Source organism: Streptomyces sp. BBFR51, from assembly GCF_044591655.1.
Lineage (GTDB): Bacteria > Actinomycetota > Actinomycetes > Streptomycetales > Streptomycetaceae > Streptomyces.
The window spans coordinates 2,202,746-2,220,819 of record NZ_CP172448.1; the positions used below are offsets into that span (position 1 = coordinate 2,202,746).

The following is an 18,074-nucleotide window of genomic DNA, read 5'->3' on the forward strand; positions in this document are numbered from 1 at the left end:
TGAGGTGAGACCGGGCAGCCGAGGGAGAACCGTCGGACAGGAGGCAGGCGCTGATGCTGGTGGTGTCGGAAGAGGTACGGGCGGCGATCGACGCACGCCGCCCCGTGGTGGCCCTGGAGTCCACGATCATCGCGCACGGCTTGCCGCGTCCCCGCAACCTGCTGGTGGCGCGGGAGCTGGAGGAAGCGGTGCGGCGGGAGGGCGCCATACCGGCGACGATCGCCGTGCTGGACGGACGGCCCCGTGTCGGCCTGGACAAGGAGCAGCTGGAGCGGGTCGCCAATGAGGACGGCATCCGGAAGCTGGGCCACCGGGACCTGCCGCTCGCGGCGGCCACCGGCGTGAGCGGGGCGACCACCGTGTCGGCCACCGCCCAGCTCGCGGCGCTGGCCAGCGTACGGGTGTTCGCGACCGGCGGGCTGGGCGGCGTCCACCGGGAGTGGACGGTGACGCAGGACGAGTCGGCCGACCTGGGCCTGCTGGCACGCACCAGGATCACGGTGGTCTGCGCGGGCGTGAAGTCCATCCTGGACGTGCCGGCGACCCTGCAACGCCTGGAGACGCTGGGTGTGGCGGTCGCCGGATACGGTACGGACCGCTTCCCCGGCTTCTACCTGTCCGACTCGGGGCATCCGGTGGACTGGACGCTGGACGATCCGGAGCAGGTGGCGGCGGTCATGCGGGCGCAGGACGCGCTGGGCGGGCCGCAGTCCGCACTCGTGGTCGCCAACCCCGTTCCGGAGGAGGAGCAGCTGGATCCCGCGCTCCACGCGCGCGTGCTGGCCGACGCGCTGCACGCGTGCGAGGCGGAGGGGATCACGGGCCAGGCGGTCACGCCGTTCCTCCTCGACCGTCTGGTGCGGCTCACCGACGGCGCCTCGCTGGACGCCAACCTGGCAGCCGTGCGCGGGAACGTGCGGCTGGCGGCCCGGATCGCCGCGGCCTGGACCGGGGCATGACCGCGAGGCCGGACGGTGCGCTGCTGGTCGTCGGGGACGTCGTCACGGACGTCGTCGCCCGGCACCAAAGACCGCTGGCCGCCGGCACGGACACCGCCGCCTCGATCCGGCGGCTGCCCGGCGGGGCGGGGGCCAACGTGGCCTGCTGGGCCGCGTACGAAGGGTGCGGGGACGTACGGCTGCTGGGCCGGGTCGGTGCCGACACGTCGGTCTGGCACGAGCGGGAGCTGGCGGCGCACGGTGTGCGCCCGCTTCTGGTCGTCGACGCGACGGCGCCCACGGGGACGGTGATCTGCCTGGTCGACACGGGTGACTCCGCCGAGCGGACGTTCCTGACGGACAGCGGGGCGTCGTTGCGGATCGGTCCGGGCGACTGGTCGGACACGCTGCTCGACGGCGTGGCGTGGCTGCACCTCTCGGGCTATCTCCTCTTCTCGGAGCCGAGCCGCGCCCTGGTGTCGGCAGCCCTGGCGGCGGCCCGGGCGCGTGGGGTGCCGGTCAGCCTGGACCCCGCGTCGGCCGGGTTCCTCACCGAACTGGGCGTCGACCGCTTCCTCGGCCTGGTCGAGGGCGTGGACGTCCTGCTGCCCAGTCGTGACGAGGCGTGCCTGCTCACCGGGCTGCCCGACACGGCGGACGCGGCCGCGAAGCTCAGTCGGCACGTACCGCTGGTGATCGTCAAGCAGGGCGCGGAAGGGGCCCTGGTGGCCCGGACCGGCGCCGTGAGCACGCGGGTAGCCTCCGTCACGGCGTCGCCGCGGGACAGTACGGGCGCCGGTGACGCCTTCACCGGTGCGTTCCTCGCCGCGCTGCTCGCGGGCGCGGAGCCGAGGGAGGCGGCGGCCGCGGGGTGCCGGGCAGGAGCACGGGCGGTCGAACGGGTGGGCGGGAGACCGCCAGGAACGGCCGACCGGTGACCGGCCGACCGGTGGGTGTGGAAAGGGGGGGAGGCGTCGGGAGCCGCCGAGGCGGCCGGCGGCGCGGGCGGCTCAGGGCAGGAGTCGGGACCCGCTCCCACGGGCCTCCTTACCCTTTGCGACCCCATGCCGAGATCATCGGGGCCGTCGCGAGGTCCATGTGTCCGGACGCGACGTTCGCGAGGTGGCGGTCGATGTCGTCGTGGGTGGCCACCCCGGCGTCGACCAGCTGGTCGCGGATCTGACGGACCGTCGCGGACTCCAGGGCGGCGCACGCGGGTGAGGTGACCGGGAAGTAGGCGTCGGCCTCGACCCGGCGCAGCCCCGCCTCCCGGAGCAGCCGCGGCAGCCGGCGGCCGTAGGAGAGGTCGGCGCCGCGACGGGACAGCAGCTGGCGGAAGCCGTGCCGCAGCCGGTTCGCCAGCTGCTGCTCGGGTCCGTGCTCGTCGGGGCAGAGCAAGGGCTGGAGCGCAGGGTCGGCGTCCTCGACCAGGAGGCGGCCGCCGGGACGCAAGGCCTTGATCATCGACCGCAACGCCGTCTCCCGGTCGGGGACATGGACGAGTACGAGCCTTGCGTGCACCAGGTCGAAGCCCTCCCCCGGCGGTTCCTCCGCGCCCACGTCGTGCACCCGCACCTCGACCGGCGGCCGGCCGGCCGGAGCGACCCGCGAGGTGTCGATGTCCGTCGCGAGGACCCTGCCGGTCGGCCCCACCTTCTTGGCCAGCCACGACACCACGGAGGTGCCTCCGGCCCCGACCTCCCAGCAGCGCCAGCCGGGGCCGACGCCGAGCGTCTCGAGGTGCCGGAACGTCGTGGGGTCGAAGAGCGTGGCGAAGGCGTCGAAGCGCTCCGCCGCCTCGGTCTGCCCGTTGTCGAGGAGATATCCGTCGGTTCGCGTCATGCCGCGATCATCCCAGTTCTCCCGCTCGGCCGAAGGGGGCGACGCTCCGGCGCGGGCGGCCCTGCGAGTCGGCCGGGCCGAGAGCGCGGGCGGGCCCGAACGGCCCGTCCACAGGCGGGAACAAAGCGGAATCCTCCGTTTCCACAGGCTCGTTCGTCGTATCCGCCGGCCTGGCAAACTGGCGTGCCAAGGCGCGGGAAGCACGGCGCGAGGGGACCCACGCGAGGAGATTCGGATGACCATGGCAGGCAATCTGCGGAAGGTCACGGGACTGGGCAGGGTCGGCGGCCTCCGGAAGGTGGCACGGCTGGCCCGGCGGCGGCCGCGGGTGGACCTGAGCCACCCCGCCCGCTCCCCACTGGGTTCCTCGGTGGTGAACTGCGTGACCTACCGGGACGGTGTCCGCACCCCCGAGGGTGGCGATCCGGTCGACGTGGTGGCGCGGATGCGCAGGCGCGGAGCGGGCTTCGTGTGGCTCGGGCTGCACGAGCCGACGGACCAGGAGTTCGAGGGCGTCGCGGAGCTCTTCGAGCTGCATCCGCTGGCGGTCGAGGACGCGATCGAGGCCCACCAGCGGCCCAAGGTGGAGCGGTACGGAGAGACGCTCTTCGCCGTGTTCAAGACGGTCTGCTACGTGGAGCACGAGGAACTCACGGCCACGAGCGAGGTGGTGAGCACCGGCGAGATCATGGTGTTCGTCGGTCAGGACTTCGTGATCACCGTGCGGCACGGGCGGCACGGCTCGCTGGGACCGTTGCGCGAGGGGCTGGAGTCCGATCCGGCGCAGCTCGCCAAGGGGCCCTCGGCGGTGCTGCACGCGATCGCGGACCATGTGGTGGACGACTTCCTCGGCGTCATCGAGTCGGTCCAGGCGGACATCGACCATGTCGAGACGGAGGTGTTCGCGGAGAACGGCGCACGGGTCGACCCGGGACGCATCTACCAGCTCAAGCGTGAACTCCTGGAGTTGCGGCGGGCCGTGGTGCCGCTCGGCCGGCCGCTGGAGGAGCTGGCCACGCGGCCGTTGCGCGTGGTCGAGCCGGAGATACAGGCCTACTTCCGCGACGTCGCCGACCATCTGCTGCGGGCCACCGAGCAGATCGCGGCCTTCGACGAACTGCTCAACTCCATCCTCCAGGCGCATCTCGCCCGTGTGACGGTCGCGCAGAACGAGGACATGCGGATGATCACGGCCTGGGCCGCGATCGTCGCCGTGCCCACGATGGTCTGCGGCGTGTACGGCATGAACTTCGACCACATGCCGGAACTGGGCTGGCGGTACGGCTACGGCCTGGTCATCGGCGTGATAGCCGTCGGCTGCCTGGCTCTGCACCGGGGCTTCAGGCGCAACGGCTGGCTCTGAGCGGCGACGGGCCCGCCGTGCACCGCGGGCGTCAGCCGTTCCACGCGGGATGCCGAGGATCGTCGGCACGCACCAGGACGTCGGCGGTGCCGGCGGGGTCGCTCTCCTCGTCGTAGCGCTCGTAGGCGGGCAGGGTCCAGTGCTCGGTTCCGGGAGTGCGGCGGCGCAGGGCGCCAGGGGTGAGGAGGAGATGGACGCTCAGATCGAGGGGGAACCAGTGGCGCAGCAGGAAGGGACCGTGGAGCAGCAGCGCACCGCCGGGAGGGAGCTGGGCATAGGGGCTGCGGGTGGCGCGGTCGGTGACCGGGTCCCACAGGTCGGGCAGGACCCGCCCGTTGCCGCCGGGCCCGAGGGGGTCGAAGACCTCGCGCCACAGGGCGCCGGTGTCGTACCAGCCGTTGTAGTAGGACTCGACGTCCTGGTGCCCGTACTCCAGACGGAGCGAGGCGGGGCGCAGGAAGCCCTCCGTCGCGACGACGAAGGAGGGGCGGCCGCGGACACGCAGTGCCTCGGAGACCCGTTCCGCGAGGTCGCCGGGGCGGGCGGCAGGGGCGCCGTCGACGGCGACGCGCGTCCAGGCGCTGCCGTCGGCGGGCTCGAGGTCGAGCAGGCGCTCGGCGAGCCGCTCGCCGAGCCGGTCCCAGGTGATCGCTTCCAGTCGCACCCGCCCATGATGCGTCAGTCGCCGCTCCGTGCGCGTGGACGTTCACGCATGGGCTCGCGGCGCTCGGCCATGGTCACCGTGCCGGTGCGGCGGTTGACTTGGGGTGATCGACGGCCGGCGGTGCCGGGCGGGCAGCTACTCGACGGGTGGGAGTGGACACGACATGATCGACGGACCGTACTTCGTGCTGACGGTGCTGGGCGTGCTCGGGACCGGTCTGGCGGCCGGTGTCTTCTGCGCCTTCTCGACCTTCGTCATGCGGGGGCTCGCCGCTCTGCCGCCGGCGCAGGGGGTCGCGGCGATGAACGCGATCAACACGGCGGCGGTACGGCCGGCCTTCATGTTCGTGTTCCTCGGGACGGCGGTGCTGGCGGCGGTGATCGCCGTGGTGACGTTCGTGCTGTGGCCCGAGGAGGCCGCGGTGGAGCTGCTGCTGGGCAGCGCGCTGTACCTGGTCGGGTCGTTCGGGGTGACCATGGCCGCCAATGTGCCCCGCAACGCCGCGCTGCTCCGGCTGGAGCCGGGCTCCGCGCAGGCGGCCGCCCGCTGGCCGTCGTACGTGCGCGAGTGGACGGCCTGGAATCACGTCCGCACCGGCGCCTCGGCCGCCGCGGCGGTGGCGTACGTGCTGGCCCTCGCCTGAGGGAGGGGCCTGGCGCCGCCACAGCCCGGGGCGCCCTGGTCGGGGAGTCGTCCGGCGCTCTGCGCGCGGGGCGGGCCGGTCGTATCGTGGAGCGCGAGAGCGCCGCCCGACGACGCACGGCCAGCCAGCCCGCACGCAAGGAAGACGGCCATGGCCGATCCCAAGGGTTTCCTGACGACGCCCCGCGAGGAGTGGCCCCGCAGGCCTGCCGGGGAGCGGGTCCGGGACTGGAACGAGGTGTACGTACCGGGCGCGTTGCTGCCGATCGTCGGCGGGCAGGCCGACCGCTGCATGGACTGCGGCGTCCCCTTCTGTCATGAGGCGTGTCCGCTGGGCAACCTGATCCCGGAGTGGAACGACCTGGTCTCCCGGTCGGACTGGCGGGCGGCGAGCGAGCGGCTGCACGCCACGAACAACTTCCCGGAGTTCACCGGCCGGCTGTGCCCCGCGCCGTGCGAGGCCGGCTGTGTGCTCGCCATCAACCAGCCCGCCGTCACCATCAAGAACGTCGAGTGTGCGATCGCCGACCGGGCCTGGGAGGAGGGCTTCACCCCGCCACGACCCCCGGACCGGCTGTCCGGGAGGACGGTGGCGGTGATCGGATCGGGACCCACGGGTCTCGCGGCGGCGCAGCAGCTGACCCGGGCCGGGCACACGGTCGCCGTGTACGAGCGGGACGACCGGATCGGTGGGCTGCTGCGGTACGGCATCCCCGAGTTCAAGATGGAGAAGCGGCACCTGGAGCGGCGCACGGACCAGATGCGGGCCGAGGGGACGAGGTTTCGTACGTCGACGGGGGTCGGACGGGACGTGGGCGCCGCCGAGCTGCGGGCCCGGTACGACGCGGTGGTGATCGCCACCGGGGCGACGGCGTGGCGGGAGCTGCCCATGCCCGGCCGGGAGCTGGCGGGGATCCATCAGGCGATGGAGTACCTGCCGCTGGCCAACCGGGTGTGCGAGGGCGACCTGGAGTCCTCCCCGCTGTCCGCCGCCGGGAAGCACGTCGTCATCGTCGGCGGTGGCGACACGGGCGCGGACTGTCTCGGTACGGCGGTGCGGGAGCGGGCCGCGTCCGTGACGCAGCTGGACATCTACGCGCAGCCGGGCGCGGAGCGTGACGAGGAGGCCGAGCCCTGGCCGACGTATCCGCGGCTGTACCGGTTGTCGGCCGCGCACGAGGAGGCACGGGACCTGCGGTCGGCGCCCGCGGCGGACGCGGACGCGCGGCTGTTCGCGGCGTCCACACTCCGCTTCACCGGTGACGCCGAGGGGCATGTGCGTTCGCTGCACCTGGTCGGGGTGGACGCCGGGCGGCGTCCGCTGCCCGGCACGGAGCGCTCGCTCCCCGCCGACCTGGTCCTGCTTGCCCTCGGCTTCTCGGGGCCCGACCGCGAGGACGGGCTCGTCGACGGGCTGGGGCTGGAGATGGAGCCCCGTGGCACGATCGCCCGGGACCGGGACTTCGCGACCAACGTCCCCGGGGTGTTCGCCGCCGGGGACGCGGCGCGCGGGCAGTCGCTGGTCGTATGGGCGATCGCGGAGGGGCGGGCGGTGGCGGCGGCCGTCGACCGCCACCTGTCCGGCGGCAGCACCCGGCTGCCGGCCCCGGTCGGCCCGTACGACCGTCCGATGACGGCCTGAGCGCCCGTCACCGGCGGCCCCGCCCGGTCACGGTTTGCGGGCGACGGCGCCGTACCCCGGGATGACCCCGTCCTCCTGTCCGGCGACCGGTTCGCCCAGTTCGGGGTGCCACAGGTGCGGCACCTCGACGCCGGGCTCGACAAGGTCGAGGCCGTCGAAGAAGCGGGTGAACTCCTCGCGTGAGCGCAGGGCCAGGGTGACCCCGGCGGCCCGGAGCTTCTCGGTTGCCGCCCGTGACTCCTCCGGCGTGAAGTCGGCCGTCGCGTGGGTCATCACCAGGTGACTGCCCGAGGGCAGCTCGGCCAGCAGCCGGCGGACCAGCTCGTGCGCGCCGTCCTGGTCGGAGACGAAGTGCAGCAGCGCCACCAGGGACAGCGCGACGGGCCGCTCGAAGTCCAGGATCTTCCTGGCGCCCTCCAGGATGGCGTCCGGATCCCGGACGTCGGCCTGGAGGTACTCGGTCGCCCCCTCGGGCGTGCCACGCAGCAGGGCCGCCGCGTGGGCCAGCACGATGGGGTCGTTGTCGCAGTAGACGACGCGGGCGTCGGGCGCGATCTCCTGGGCGACCTGGTGCAGGTTGGGCTCGGTCGGGATACCGGTGCCGACGTCCAGGAACTGCCGTGTGCCCTGGCCCGCCAGCCATCGGGTGGCCCGTTGCATGAAGGCGCGGTTGACCCGCGCCATCACGGGCACCCTCGGGTCGAGGGTGAGCATCTGCCGGCCCATCGCCTCGTCGACCGGGTAGTTGTCCTTTCCGCCGAGATACCAGTCGTACATCCGCGCGGGGTGCGGCTTGCTCGTGTCGATCTCGGAGCGGTTCTGCCCGGTCATGGCGCACTCCCAGGTGTTGAGTCCTCGTCGCGATGGGTGATCAACTCTGTGTCAAATCTGTGCCAAACAGCTTAAGAACAAGAACAAGAACAACAATCAACAGGGCGCGCGTTTCAGGACAGCAGGAAGTCCGCCTCTCCCGCCTTCGCTCCCTCGATGAAGGCCGTCATCTCGGCCGAGGTGTAGATCAGCGCCGGCCCGTCCGGGTCGGTGGACTGCCGTACCGCGATCCGGCCGTCGGAGAGCTTCATCGCCTCCAGGCAGTTGCCTCCGTTGCCGCCGCTCCACGGCTTGTGCCAGCCCTCGCTGCCCAGCTCACGGGCGGGCATGCCGTTGTAGATCCGCTCGGCGCGGTTGCGTGGCGAGCGCTGGGGCTTGATGCGATTCATTCACAGCTCCTTGCGGAGATCCCGGAGGATCTCCTTCGTGCGATGTGCCGTGGCGGCCTGCGCCGCCATGCGGTCCATGACCTCGAGGTGGGTCGCCACCTCGGAGCGCGCGTCGAGGTAGACGGCGCCGGTCAGGTACTCGCTGTAGACCATGTCGGGCAGTTCCGGCATGGCGAATCGGAACAGCACGAAGGGCCCGTACGTGCCGGGGTGCGGCCCGCTGGAGAACGGCGCGACCTGCAGCGTCACGTTGGGCAGCTTCGTGGCCTCGAGCAGCCGGTCGATCTGGGCCCGCATCACCTCCGGGCCCCCGACGGGGCGGCGCAGCGCGGTTTCGTCCATCACGACCCACAGCCGGGGTGCGTCCTCACGGGTGAGCAGTTCCTGGCGTTGCATGCGCAGGTCGACATGGCGCTCGATGTCGTCGGGCCGGGTCTGTCCGATGGCGCCGGAGCGCAGCACCCCGCGCGCGTAGTCCTCGGTCTGCAGCACCCCGGGGACGAAGTGGGGCTCGTAAGCGCGGATCAGGGCGGCCGCGCCCTCCAGGCTGACGTACAGCGAGAACCAGCCCGGGAGGATGTCGTGGAAGCGCTGCCACCACCCCGGTTTGTTGGCGTCCTCGGCCAGCCGGACGAACGCGTCGGCCTCCTCGTCGCCGACGCCGTAGGCCTTCAGCAGCAGCTGGAGGTACGGGATCTTGAGGGCGACCTCGGCCATCTCCATCCGGCGGACCGTGGCGGGGGCGACACGCAGGATGCGGGCGGCTTCCTCGCGCTTGAGACCGGCACGTTCCCGCAGTTCCAGCAGGCGCCGGCCGAGTACGACCTGGCCGACCGTCGGCGCGGACCGCGGCTCGCTCACCGCCCACCTCCTGAAGAGTCCCGAAAGAGTCCTTGCGTCCCTGTGCCCTCGTGCGGACAAGCCCGGTGTGTCCTGGTGCGGACAGCCCCGCGGTGCCCCGGTGCGGACAGCCCGGCGGCGCCATTCGAAGACCTGTTCGAAAACCCGGAAAGGGCCTTCGACGGCCTGAAGTGGCGCCGCTCGACGTGCTGTTGCGAGCAGTGTGCCACGGCCGTCCAGAACGTCACACAGCACTCTGCATTTTTCAGAGTGACACTTGCCAAGTGTTCACGGCGGGGCGATAGTGGCAAGCGTGATTCCGTCCGCGCCCTTAGGAACAGACGCCACCGCGGGCTCCCTGGGCCTCGGTGCCGCCATGGGAGCCGGCTCCTCGGGGGCCGCCGCCGTCGAGCGCCGGTTCCGTTTCGAGCTGGCCGCTCATCCGGGCTCTCCCTCACAGGCCAGACGCCTGACACGGGCCCGGCTGAGCGGCTGGTCGGTGTGCGAGGACACCTGTGACACCGCGGCCCTGGTGGTCTCCGAGCTGGTGACCAACGCGATCGTGCACACCGCGAGCAGACACATAGTGTGCGAGCTGCACGACGTCGACGACCTGGTCCGCATAGCCGTGCGCGACGAGGGCTGCGCTCCCGGCCAGCCCCACCCCTCGGCCGATCAGCAGCCCGAGGACGAGCACGGCAGGGGACTGCTCCTCGTCGACGCCCTGTGCGATGCCTGGGGGGCCCACGAGCACGGTCCCGGACTGCTGGTCTGGGCCGAGCTGCCGCGCAAGGCCGACGGACCGCGCGACCCGTCGGAGCCCCACAACGACCTGGGCTGGGGCGCCCGCCCGAAGCCCGGCCCCGCGGGGGACGAGGGCGAGGCGGAGGCGAGTCGTCGCGAGGCATTCCGCGGAACGGGGACCGAATGGCTATGAGGGCTGCGTCCGGGATCCGGCCGCTGGGTCTGGACACGATGGTCCGCCTCCAGCGCGGCCGAAGCGCTCCCGGGACACCCCTGAGGCTGCCCGTGCCGGACGGCATGACGGCGCCGCTGGGCTGCGACGCGGTGGCGGTGCCCGCCCGGCTCGGTCCCCTGGTACTGCCGCGGCTGCCGCGGGTGGGGTGCGTCTACGCCGATGAGACGCACTGGTGGTGGATCGTTCCGTCCGACTCCGACTACGCCCTGGAGTGGCCCGCGCCCGCGCGTTACGCCACCGGTGCGGTCGTACCCGACGGCCCGGGCCTGCCCGGCCTCATCCACCGCTCGGACGGCACGGTCCCCTACACCCCGCCGATTCCGCTCTACCTGGCCCTGTGCCGGCTGACGAACACGACGCCCACCTGGTCGCGCCCGGTGAGCGCGTAAGCCCACCCTGCGCTACGAGGCGGGCCGACCGCAGCACCGGACCGCGACCGCGTACCGGGCCGTCAGGCCGCCGCGCCGCCGGCGGTGTCGCCACCGCGCACGACGACCAGGAACATGTCCGTGGCGAGGTCCATGACGACCTCGGCGGGCAGACCCTCAAGACGCCGCGCCTGTGCGAACTCCTCCGCCGGCCAGGACCCCCGCGGCCCGCCGGCGGGAAAGCGTTCGAGCACCGTTCGCCCGTTCACCTCGCACCTCCATGTAGCGCTGTACTCGTAGAGTTAAACGCCAACCATGGAGCGAACGCCTCGCGCGGTGATGGTACTGAGACATAGTTGACACCTGTTCACCGCAAAGTGTGAGCGGCGCCTCGGCCGTTCGGCCGTTTTCGCTACGGAGCGTCTCAGTCCTCGTACTCGTCGTGGTGGCGGACCCTCCCACGTCCCGCGGGCGCACCGAGAGCCGACGCGCGTCCCTCGGGTTTCTCCCACGGCTCCTGCCGGCCCAGCGCGGTCAGGTCGAGCAGGCTGGTGGTCGAGCCGAGCCCGTCGAGGCCGCGCTCGTACGTCGAGTAGGTGTGGAAGACCCGGTCGCGGTCCCGCAGGAAGCAGCTGATCCCCGGCCTTTCGACCAGCTCGCCCTCGTGCTCGAGGGTCACCTCGAAGTCGCTGTTGAAGTCGCTGACGTACGACGAGTACCAGGGCACTGTCCAGCCCATCCGCGCCTTGAACGGCAGGATCCTCGGATACGGCGCCCGGGAGACGGCCGCGAACGACGTGCCGCGTGCCCTCAGGTGCGCGAGGTGGCCGATCTGGTCCAGGAAGGCCGAGCAGTTGGGGCAGCCCGCGTCCCACTCGGGCGCGAACATGAAGTGGTGCACGACCAGTTGGTCGCGGCCCTCGAAGAGGTCGAGCAGGGTGGTCTTGCCGTCGCCGCCCTCGAACACGTACTCCTTGTCGATCTCCACCATGGGCAGCCCGCGTCTGTCGGCGTTGAGGGCGTCACGCGCGCGGGTGGCCGCCTTCTCCTTGGCCAGTAAGGCCTCGCGCGCCGCGCGCCAGTCCGCGCGGGTGACGATCTCGGGCAGCGACATGGCTCCAGCCTCCTGTGCGGCGTGCTTCGGTCCGAGGACCCGACGGTCCGTCGGGGTGGTGACCGAAGGGCGGAGCGGAACTCATCGCTGCCCGGCAAGATTCTTTTCAGAGCGCCGTTGAGCCGGTCCTTCAGGTGTCGTACTCCTGGACGCGCCGGCCGTGCCCGCGGTCGGTCAGGGCGGGCAGCCGCTCCCCCAGCTCCCGCACCACCTCGGGCACGTCCACGGTGAGCAGTTCGCGGTCCCGCATGAGCACGCGCCCGTCGACGATCGTCGTCCGCACGTCGGCGGAGCGCGCACTGTGGACCAGGGTGGCGGCGAGGTCGTGCACGGGCTGGGTGTGCGGTCCGGTGAGGTCGACGAGGATCAGGTCGGCCCGCCGCCCCGGCGCGATACGGCCGACGGCGTCCCCGAGCCCGACCGCGTGGGCGCTCTGCACGGTGGCGTGGTGCAGGGCCTGACGGGAGGTCAGCCAACGGGGGTCGTTCTCGGTGGACTTCTGGATCAGGGACGTGAGCGCCATCGACTCCCACACGTCGAGGGAGTTGTTGGAGGCGGCGCCGTCGGTGGCGAGCCCTACGGGGACGCCGATGTCGCGCAGGGCGCGCACGGGTGTGGTGCTGGGCTAGGCGAACTTGAGATAGCCGCGGGGCGCGGTCGCCACCGCCGTACGGCCGCTCGCGCGCGCGAGGAGCGGCAGGTCGCCCTCGGTGATGCCGGTGCCGTGGGCGATGAGCACGTCGGTGTCGAGGATGCCGGTGCGTTCCAGGACCTCGATGGGCGTGACCCCGTACCGGGCGAGGCTGGTGTCGGTCTGGTCGCGGTTCTCGGCGGCGTGCAGGTGCACGGGCAGGCCGTGGGCGCGGGCGAGTTCCGCGGTGGCGGCGAGGTCGCCGTCGGTCACCGTGTAGGGGGCGTGCGGGGCGAGGGCGGTGGTGATCCGGCCACCGGCGGCATCACGGCGCCGCAGGGCGAACTCCAGTGACGCCTCCAGAGCTTCGGGCCCCTGCGAGGAGAAGTACGCCTGTCCCAGCTGCGCCCGCATCCCGCACTGGGTGACGACCGCTGCCACGGCGTCCATGTGGAAGTAGCTGTCCGCGAAGGTCGTGACCCCGGCGCGGATCATCTCGGCGCAGGCCAGTCGGGCGCCCAGGATCACGTCCCGTACCGTGAGGTTGGACTCGACGGGCCAGACGACGTCGTTGAACCACTCCTCGGTGGGCAGGTCCTCGGCGAGACCGCGCAGGGCGACCATGGGCGTGTGCGTGTGGCAGTTGATCAGGCCGGGGAGGGTGACCTGGCCCCGGGCGTCGATGCGGTCGGCGGCGGCCAGGCCGTCCACGGCCGCGGCGGTCGTCACGGACTCGACGACTCCGTCCCGTACGACGACGGCGGCGTCCTCCCGGAATCCGATCTCCTCCCGGTCGTCGTGCACGAGGACGGTGCAGCCGGTGATGACGAGATCCGCGGGCTTCCCGTGCGAAGAAGGCGTCATCACGCCAACGTACGGGGCGGGCGGCGGTCCGGCACCGGTCCGGCACGGACGCTCACCCCGCGAGCGGCAGTTCCGCGTCTCGCCGGCCCACGCGTCCGCGCCGCTCGGCGAGTTCGTCCCGCAGGGCGGCGAGCCGCTCGGTGTGGCGCGGGGTGAGCCGGCCGGTGTCGTCGAGGTGCACTGCGCAGGCGGTGGTGGTGTCGACGAGCCGTTCGAGGACCGCGGCGACCTCGTCCGTGCCCGCGGAGTGCCGGGCGAGGGCGGGCAGTTCGGCGGCGGCACGGGCGCCGGCGGCGCGGGCCTGAGCGAGGGTGCGGTAGGCCTCGCGGCGCAGCGTCCACCGGGTGGCCCGGTCGTCGGACTCGCTCAGTACGTGGGCGAGGTAGGCGTGCGCGGCGGCGTCGGCGGCCTCGAGGCCGGCCCGGATGCCGGCGCCGCGCCGCCCCGGCATCGGCAGGTGTCCGACGACCAGCACGATCGCGCAGGCCAGCAGCGTCTCCCCGATGCGGCCGGTGGAGGCCTGGGGTTCGCCGCCCATCATGACCAGGGCGAGGACGAGGACGGTGACGACCGTGGTCTGGGCGGCGAAGTGCCGGGCGGCGACCGGCACCAGGGCACCGCAGACGGCGACGAGCGCGACGAGCCCTCCTGGCCGGGGCAGCACGGCCGCGAACCCGGCGAACAGCAGCGCCCCGAGCACGGTGCCCGCCGCCCGGCACAGCACCCGGGACACGAGCGGGCCGAGGTCGGGCTTGACGAGGAAGACGGCGGTGGCGGGCAGCCAGTACCAGTGCTGGTGCGACCCGTGCCAGTGGCCGTGGTGCAGCATCTGGGCGACGGCGGCGCTTGCCCCGAAGCACAGCCCGACCCGCATCCCGTACTCCCTCCCGCCGGCCCCGAGGACGGCGCGGGCCAGGGTGCGGGGTGACCGCCTGCGGGTGTGCAGGTCCTGTCCGCCGCCGCGGTCGAAGGCCTCCGCGGCATGCAGCAGGGCGTCGTCCAGGGCACGCAGGGCGGGTTCGGTGCGGGTGGGCGCGGGCAGCGGGCCGGCGGGGGCGTTGCCGCGGACGGCCGCCGCGAGCCGCCTGGGTCCTTCGGCGGCTCGCGCGGACACCGCCTGCTCCGCCCAGGCGAGCGCGGTGGCCGCCTCGCCCAGGGGCAGTGCCGCGGCGTACTGGGCGTGCAGCCGCCGTTCGACCGCGGTGGAGGCACGGCGCCGCAGCCGGGGTCCGGCGAGCGCGTCCTGCGCGTGGTCGAGCGCGGCGGTGAGCGCGGCCCGGCGGGCCACGGCGTGCTCCGTGCCGACCGCGTCAAGGAGCGCGGCGACGGCTTCGTAGACGTCGGCGACGGCCGCCCGCTCCCCGTCGAAGCGGTAGTCGAGACGGAGATCGAGCCGTAGTTCGCCGCTGAGGGACCCGGGAGTGGGCAGGACCAGCCGCAGCACGAGCAGCCATCCGGCACCGGCGAGAAAGGCCAGCACGCTCTGCCATCCGGGGTCGGGCAGCGGCATCCCCGCGCCCACGGCACCGCCGACCAGCAACTGCGTCCCGGTCGCCGACGCCACGGGCCCCACCGCGCTGACGCCTCCGGCGACCAGTCCGAGCCCGGTCAGCACCAGGGTCAGCGCGACGGCCCCCAGGTGCTGCCCGGCGTACGTCCCGACGAGCAGCCCGGCCGCTCCCGCGAGCGCGGGGACGCCGATCCGCAGCACGGAGGTACGGCGGCTGCCCGGCCGGTCGTTGATGCCGGCCAGCATGGCGGCGATCGCGGCGACGACTCCCAGGGAGGCCCGGCCGGCGAGCAGCGCGGCGAGCAGCAGCGGTCCGCCGGCCAGCGCACCCCGCGTGACCGCGCTCCAGGGCACGGGACCGCGCTGGGCACTCAGGGCGTGCGCGAGCCAGGGAGGAAGCGCTTGGGCGGCGCGGCGAGCGGTACGGAGCACGGGGTGCGGGCCTCCTGTCGTCCGGTCGAGGGCGGGGGTGAGCCTTCGGACGACGGTGGCCGGGCTTGGGTGCGTGGTGCGTGGTGCGTGGTGCGTGCTTTCAACGATAGGGGAGCTTTTGGGCGAAGCGGGAACGCGCGTGTTGCGTGGGCGTGACGATCGTTTGTGTACCTTGTTCGGGCGAAGTCGACTCCGTCGACGCTGTCCGGGTCGAAGGGCGCCCCGACCCGGTCCGGCTCGTCGGTCCGGACGGCGCTTCCGTCACCTCCGACCCGGCGTGCGCGTCAGTCCGAGGCGCCCGAGGAGTTCGTCGAGCATCCGGTCGAACAAGGGGAGGCAGTCGTCGAAGGCGGTCGCCAGGTGCCCGTAGACCGCCATGCAGGTGAGACCGTAGATCTGCCGCCAGCAGCTGATCATCACGAAGGTGACACCCAAGGGCAGCTCAGGGCTGCGCATCAGGCGACGGTAGGCGGCCAGCTGCCGCGCCAGGTCCGGGGCGATCTCGCCGTCGGCCGGGTAGTCGAACCCCCTCTCCTTCAGCACTCGTCCGAACAGGGACGCGTACAGGCCGCCGAGCTCGCGCAGAAACACTGCGTCCATGGCCTCCACGGAGGCGGCCAGGCGCGCGTAGCCCGCACCCGTGAGCAGGTCGAACTCCGCAGGGTGGGCGACGGACCAGTCGAAGGCGGCACGGGTCGCCGCGTACAGACAGGCGGCCAGGTCCTCCTGGTCCTTCTGCCGGACGGCCTCGGCCACGACCGCCACGAACTCCGCGGTCACGTCCTCGTAGACGGCGAGCGCCAGCCCCTTCTTACCGTCGAAGTACCGGTAGAGCGCCGGCGGTGTGACCCCGACCGCCCTCGCCACCGCCGACAGGCTGAGACCGTCGATGCCGTGCGAGGCCGTCAGTCTCCGTGCCTCGGTCTTCGCCTCGCGTTCCAGTTCGGCGCGCAGACGTTCACGCCGCTTGCCCGTCAACTCTCCACCGCCATCTGCCTCTTGGGATGCACCACCGGCTTGCCTTCCACCCATCGTAGGTGGTTAATGGTCTTCACTTAATTTCACCCCCTCACGTGATCCCCGGAGTACGGATGACGACCACCCAGCCACCCGAACGCCCTCAGCACGCGCCTCCACCGGTGGAGCTCCCGCCACCCCCACCCCCCTCGGCCCCTCCGCCGGTCGGGTTGGCCACGTCGGTGGAACTGCGCATCAGCAGGCGGCTGCTGTGGATCGGGACCGCCGCGTATCCGCTTCAGAACATCGCACGGGTCTACACCCTCACGCTGCAACCGCGGCGCAAGGAGGCGGTCATGCGCTTCCTGAAGCGCTCGGGACTGATCGTGGCCGTGGCCATGATCGCCACTCTCCCCGCCATGGCCGACGCCGCACTGTCCGGCAACGGCACCTTCCTGGCCCTGATCTGGTTCGTCGCGGTGGGCCTGTGGATCTTCTGCCTGGTCGACATGATCATCGTCCTGAGCGCTCCCTCCCACTACGTTCTCGCCGTCGAGACCAACGGGGCGTCCACCGGCGTGGTGACCAGCCGGCACCCGCACTACCTGAACCAGCTCGTCGGGCAGATCTCGCACGCCATCGACCACCCGGACACCGAGCTCCACGTGACGGTCGAGAGCATCAACATCTCGCCGAGCCACTACTACTTCGGCGACAACGTCAACATGTACGGCGGCAGCGGGAACGTGGGGATGGCGGCATGAGCGGGAACAGCTACTACTACGGCGACAACGTGAACATGCACGGCACGCACAACAGCACCGGCATGGTCAAGAACCAGACGGGCGGCGGGGCCGAGCAACTGCCGCCGGCCGTGGTGGCGGCCATCGGCGAGCTCCACCGCATGATCGAGGAGTTGCGCACCCGGCTCGACGGGCCCGACGCCCAGCTCATCACCGAGTCGCTGCCCGCCCTCGACGCCGGGGCGGACGTCCCGGCGCAGGAGCGGCGCCGCGCCCTGATGACTGTCGCCGGTGTCGCCGGCACCCTGGGCGCGGTGGGCCAGCCGGTGGCCGAGGCCGTGCAGGCGGTTATCGGAATGCTGGCCGGCTAGCCGGCCGTTCAGCGCGGCTCCCCCTGGTTTCCCCCAGGTCGATTCGGTGCGTACGCCGCGTGTCCCCACGGCAGTGCAGTGAGCCACGGGCCCGCCACGTCGCGTCACCCGTGCCGGGCTGCATTCACTGCTCGGCCGAGCAGCGTCTCGCAGTCATCGATCGCCCGTGCCAGGCTCTCCGGTTCCGGTGTCAGGCCCGCCACCAGTGCGTCGACCGCGCTCAGCCCGGCCCGCCGGACCATCCCCTTCTCGTTGGTGACCCACTCACCGCGGGCGGCCAGTACCGCGTGTGCCGTCTGGGTCGCGGCGAGGGCGATCGCGCCGGCGACCTGGGTGAGCGCGCCCTTGGGTGCGTGGCCCGCCTTGGCGTAGGCGAGGGTGGCCGTGGCCGCGCCGTACCAGCGTTCGGGAGCGGTCGCGCGCAGGGCCTGCGGGTGGGCGGGGCGGGGCAGTACGCCGCGCAGCACCTCGTTGATAGCCAGTTCCGCGACCACGAGGTACGTCGGGATGCCCGCGAGGTGGAACATCAGCGGCTCGACGCCGAAGCGCCCGGCCTCCGCCTCGGCGGCCTCGTGCTCGACGACGTCGAGGTCGCGGTAGTGCACGTCGACCCGGCGCTCGTCGATCGTCAGCCAGGCGCCCCCGTTGAAGACCCCGCCGCCCCACGCGCCGATCTCCGAGACCTCGCCCGCCCAGCCGAGGGCGCGCAGGTCGTCCGGGTCGAAGGCGCCCCGGTAGTAGACCGCCAGGTCCCAGTCGCTGTCCGGTCCGTGGGTGCCCTGGGCCCGGGAGCCGCCGAGGGTGACCGCCCGGACGGTGGGCAGGGCGGCGAGCCGGTCGGCGGTCGTGTCGAGGAAGGCCTGGTCCGTGAGGGTGGGCACTGCTGCGGGCTCCTGATGGTTGGGGGGCGGGGTGGGACGGACGCCGGAAGCCTAGGCGGCCCGGTCGTGGGTC

The 18,074-nt window shown here is 72.6% G+C and carries 19 protein-coding genes and 1 pseudogene; 9 read left to right on the forward strand and 11 right to left on the reverse strand.

Annotated elements, in window-relative coordinates:
- Window positions 1-53 precede the first annotated feature (53 nt).
- The gene (locus ACGH7X_RS10000; RefSeq protein WP_399883803.1) at window positions 54-959 is read left to right on the forward strand and encodes a pseudouridine-5'-phosphate glycosidase; all 906 of its coding nucleotides are present in this window, start codon (window positions 54-56) and stop codon (window positions 957-959) included.
- Complete coding sequence (locus ACGH7X_RS10005; protein ID WP_399883805.1) at window positions 956-1,876, forward strand: carbohydrate kinase family protein; 921 nt, start codon at window positions 956-958, stop codon at window positions 1,874-1,876. The genes ACGH7X_RS10000 and ACGH7X_RS10005 overlap by 4 nt, the downstream gene beginning before the upstream one ends.
- A 109-nt stretch (window positions 1,877-1,985) precedes the next feature.
- Here the strand turns inward: ACGH7X_RS10005 and ACGH7X_RS10010 are convergent, their stop codons facing one another.
- Window positions 1,986-2,780, reverse strand: a complete 795-nt coding sequence (locus ACGH7X_RS10010) for a methyltransferase domain-containing protein (RefSeq protein ID WP_399883807.1) — start codon at window positions 2,778-2,780, stop codon at window positions 1,986-1,988.
- 235 nt (window positions 2,781-3,015) lie between these two features.
- Here ACGH7X_RS10010 and ACGH7X_RS10015 point away from each other — a divergent pair, with 235 nt between their 5' ends.
- On the forward strand, window positions 3,016-4,143 hold the full coding sequence (locus ACGH7X_RS10015; RefSeq protein WP_399883809.1) for a magnesium and cobalt transport protein CorA: 1,128 nt from the start codon (window positions 3,016-3,018) through the stop codon (window positions 4,141-4,143).
- 31 nt (window positions 4,144-4,174) lie between these two features.
- On the opposite strand, the gene ACGH7X_RS10020 is transcribed toward ACGH7X_RS10015, so the two are convergent.
- Window positions 4,175-4,807, reverse strand: coding sequence for a uridine kinase (locus tag ACGH7X_RS10020; protein ID WP_399883811.1), 633 nt, complete (start codon window positions 4,805-4,807; stop codon window positions 4,175-4,177).
- A 163-nt stretch (window positions 4,808-4,970) separates the two neighbouring features.
- Between ACGH7X_RS10020 and ACGH7X_RS10025 the strand changes: the two genes are divergently transcribed.
- Complete coding sequence (locus ACGH7X_RS10025; protein WP_399883813.1) at window positions 4,971-5,450, forward strand: DUF1772 domain-containing protein; 480 nt, start codon at window positions 4,971-4,973, stop codon at window positions 5,448-5,450.
- A gap of 150 nt (window positions 5,451-5,600) precedes the next feature.
- Complete coding sequence (locus tag ACGH7X_RS10030) at window positions 5,601-7,091, forward strand: glutamate synthase subunit beta (protein ID WP_399883815.1); 1,491 nt, start codon at window positions 5,601-5,603, stop codon at window positions 7,089-7,091.
- 27 nt (window positions 7,092-7,118) lie between these two features.
- Here ACGH7X_RS10030 and ACGH7X_RS10035 read toward each other — a convergent pair whose 3' ends face one another.
- The 3 genes from ACGH7X_RS10035 to ACGH7X_RS10045 all read right to left on the reverse strand — a co-directional run bounded on the left by ACGH7X_RS10035 (window position 7,119) and on the right by ACGH7X_RS10045 (window position 9,172).
- Window positions 7,119-7,922 carry an SAM-dependent methyltransferase gene (locus ACGH7X_RS10035; protein WP_399883817.1) on the reverse strand — a complete coding sequence of 268 codons (804 nt, stop codon included), beginning with the start codon at window positions 7,920-7,922 and terminating at the stop codon, window positions 7,119-7,121.
- 113 nt (window positions 7,923-8,035) lie between these two features.
- Window positions 8,036-8,311 (reverse strand): DUF397 domain-containing protein, encoded by a 276-nt coding sequence (locus ACGH7X_RS10040; protein ID WP_399883818.1) that lies wholly within the window; start codon window positions 8,309-8,311, stop codon window positions 8,036-8,038.
- Window positions 8,312-9,172 (reverse strand): helix-turn-helix transcriptional regulator, encoded by an 861-nt coding sequence (locus ACGH7X_RS10045; RefSeq protein ID WP_399883820.1) that lies wholly within the window; start codon window positions 9,170-9,172, stop codon window positions 8,312-8,314. It lies immediately after the preceding gene.
- Between the two features lie 283 nt (window positions 9,173-9,455).
- On the opposite strand from ACGH7X_RS10045, the gene ACGH7X_RS10050 reads away from it, so the two are divergent.
- Together ACGH7X_RS10050 and ACGH7X_RS10055 are read left to right on the forward strand one after the other, a co-directional pair.
- On the forward strand, window positions 9,456-10,088 hold the full coding sequence (locus ACGH7X_RS10050) for an ATP-binding protein (protein WP_399883822.1): 633 nt from the start codon (window positions 9,456-9,458) through the stop codon (window positions 10,086-10,088).
- Complete coding sequence (locus ACGH7X_RS10055; RefSeq protein ID WP_399883824.1) at window positions 10,085-10,519, forward strand: hypothetical protein; 435 nt, start codon at window positions 10,085-10,087, stop codon at window positions 10,517-10,519. Before ACGH7X_RS10050 ends, ACGH7X_RS10055 begins: the two co-directional genes overlap by 4 nt.
- A gap of 62 nt (window positions 10,520-10,581) precedes the next feature.
- Here ACGH7X_RS10055 and ACGH7X_RS10060 read toward each other — a convergent pair whose 3' ends face one another.
- The 5 genes and pseudogenes from ACGH7X_RS10060 to ACGH7X_RS10080 all read right to left on the reverse strand — a co-directional run bounded on the left by ACGH7X_RS10060 (window position 10,582) and on the right by ACGH7X_RS10080 (window position 16,027).
- Complete coding sequence (locus ACGH7X_RS10060) at window positions 10,582-10,767, reverse strand: hypothetical protein (RefSeq protein ID WP_399883826.1); 186 nt, start codon at window positions 10,765-10,767, stop codon at window positions 10,582-10,584.
- A 155-nt stretch (window positions 10,768-10,922) separates the two neighbouring features.
- Window positions 10,923-11,612, reverse strand: a complete 690-nt coding sequence (locus tag ACGH7X_RS10065; protein WP_399883828.1) for a DUF899 domain-containing protein — start codon at window positions 11,610-11,612, stop codon at window positions 10,923-10,925.
- A 130-nt stretch (window positions 11,613-11,742) separates the two neighbouring features.
- Window positions 11,743-13,107: pseudogene (locus tag ACGH7X_RS10070) on the reverse strand (amidohydrolase).
- Window positions 13,108-13,159: 52 nt separating this feature from the next.
- Window positions 13,160-15,049, reverse strand: a complete 1,890-nt coding sequence (locus tag ACGH7X_RS10075) for an FUSC family protein (protein WP_399883830.1) — start codon at window positions 15,047-15,049, stop codon at window positions 13,160-13,162.
- Between the two features lie 261 nt (window positions 15,050-15,310).
- Window positions 15,311-16,027: a TetR/AcrR family transcriptional regulator gene (locus tag ACGH7X_RS10080; RefSeq protein WP_399883832.1), complete on the reverse strand. Its 717-nt coding sequence runs from the start codon at window positions 16,025-16,027 to the stop codon at window positions 15,311-15,313.
- A 221-nt stretch (window positions 16,028-16,248) separates the two neighbouring features.
- Here ACGH7X_RS10080 and ACGH7X_RS10085 point away from each other — a divergent pair, with 221 nt between their 5' ends.
- Together ACGH7X_RS10085 and ACGH7X_RS10090 are read left to right on the forward strand one after the other, a co-directional pair.
- Window positions 16,249-16,770, forward strand: coding sequence for a DUF6232 family protein (locus ACGH7X_RS10085; protein ID WP_399883834.1), 522 nt, complete (start codon window positions 16,249-16,251; stop codon window positions 16,768-16,770).
- Window positions 16,767-17,120, forward strand: a complete 354-nt coding sequence (locus ACGH7X_RS10090; protein ID WP_399883836.1) for a hypothetical protein — start codon at window positions 16,767-16,769, stop codon at window positions 17,118-17,120. The genes ACGH7X_RS10085 and ACGH7X_RS10090 overlap by 4 nt, the downstream gene beginning before the upstream one ends.
- Before the next feature lie 104 nt (window positions 17,121-17,224).
- Here ACGH7X_RS10090 and ACGH7X_RS10095 read toward each other — a convergent pair whose 3' ends face one another.
- A complete protein-coding gene (locus ACGH7X_RS10095) occupies window positions 17,225-18,001 on the reverse strand; it encodes a nucleotidyltransferase domain-containing protein (RefSeq protein WP_399883838.1) in 777 nt (258 codons plus the stop codon).
- Window positions 18,002-18,074: the final 73 nt, after the last annotated feature.

Coding starts and splice junctions, on each gene's coding strand:
- ACGH7X_RS10000 (WP_399883803.1), top strand. CDS start 54: ATGCTGGTGGTGTCGGAAGAGGTACGGGCGGCGATCGACGCACGCCGC.
- ACGH7X_RS10005 (WP_399883805.1), top strand. CDS start 956: ATGACCGCGAGGCCGGACGGTGCGCTGCTGGTCGTCGGGGACGTCGTC.
- ACGH7X_RS10010 (WP_399883807.1), bottom strand. CDS start 2,780: ATGACGCGAACCGACGGATATCTCCTCGACAACGGGCAGACCGAGGCG.
- ACGH7X_RS10015 (WP_399883809.1), top strand. CDS start 3,016: ATGACCATGGCAGGCAATCTGCGGAAGGTCACGGGACTGGGCAGGGTC.
- ACGH7X_RS10025 (WP_399883813.1), top strand. CDS start 4,971: ATGATCGACGGACCGTACTTCGTGCTGACGGTGCTGGGCGTGCTCGGG.
- ACGH7X_RS10030 (WP_399883815.1), top strand. CDS start 5,601: ATGGCCGATCCCAAGGGTTTCCTGACGACGCCCCGCGAGGAGTGGCCC.
- ACGH7X_RS10035 (WP_399883817.1), bottom strand. CDS start 7,922: ATGACCGGGCAGAACCGCTCCGAGATCGACACGAGCAAGCCGCACCCC.
- ACGH7X_RS10040 (WP_399883818.1), bottom strand. CDS start 8,311: ATGAATCGCATCAAGCCCCAGCGCTCGCCACGCAACCGCGCCGAGCGG.
- ACGH7X_RS10055 (WP_399883824.1), top strand. CDS start 10,085: ATGAGGGCTGCGTCCGGGATCCGGCCGCTGGGTCTGGACACGATGGTC.
- ACGH7X_RS10065 (WP_399883828.1), bottom strand. CDS start 11,612: ATGTCGCTGCCCGAGATCGTCACCCGCGCGGACTGGCGCGCGGCGCGC.
- ACGH7X_RS10090 (WP_399883836.1), top strand. CDS start 16,767: ATGAGCGGGAACAGCTACTACTACGGCGACAACGTGAACATGCACGGC.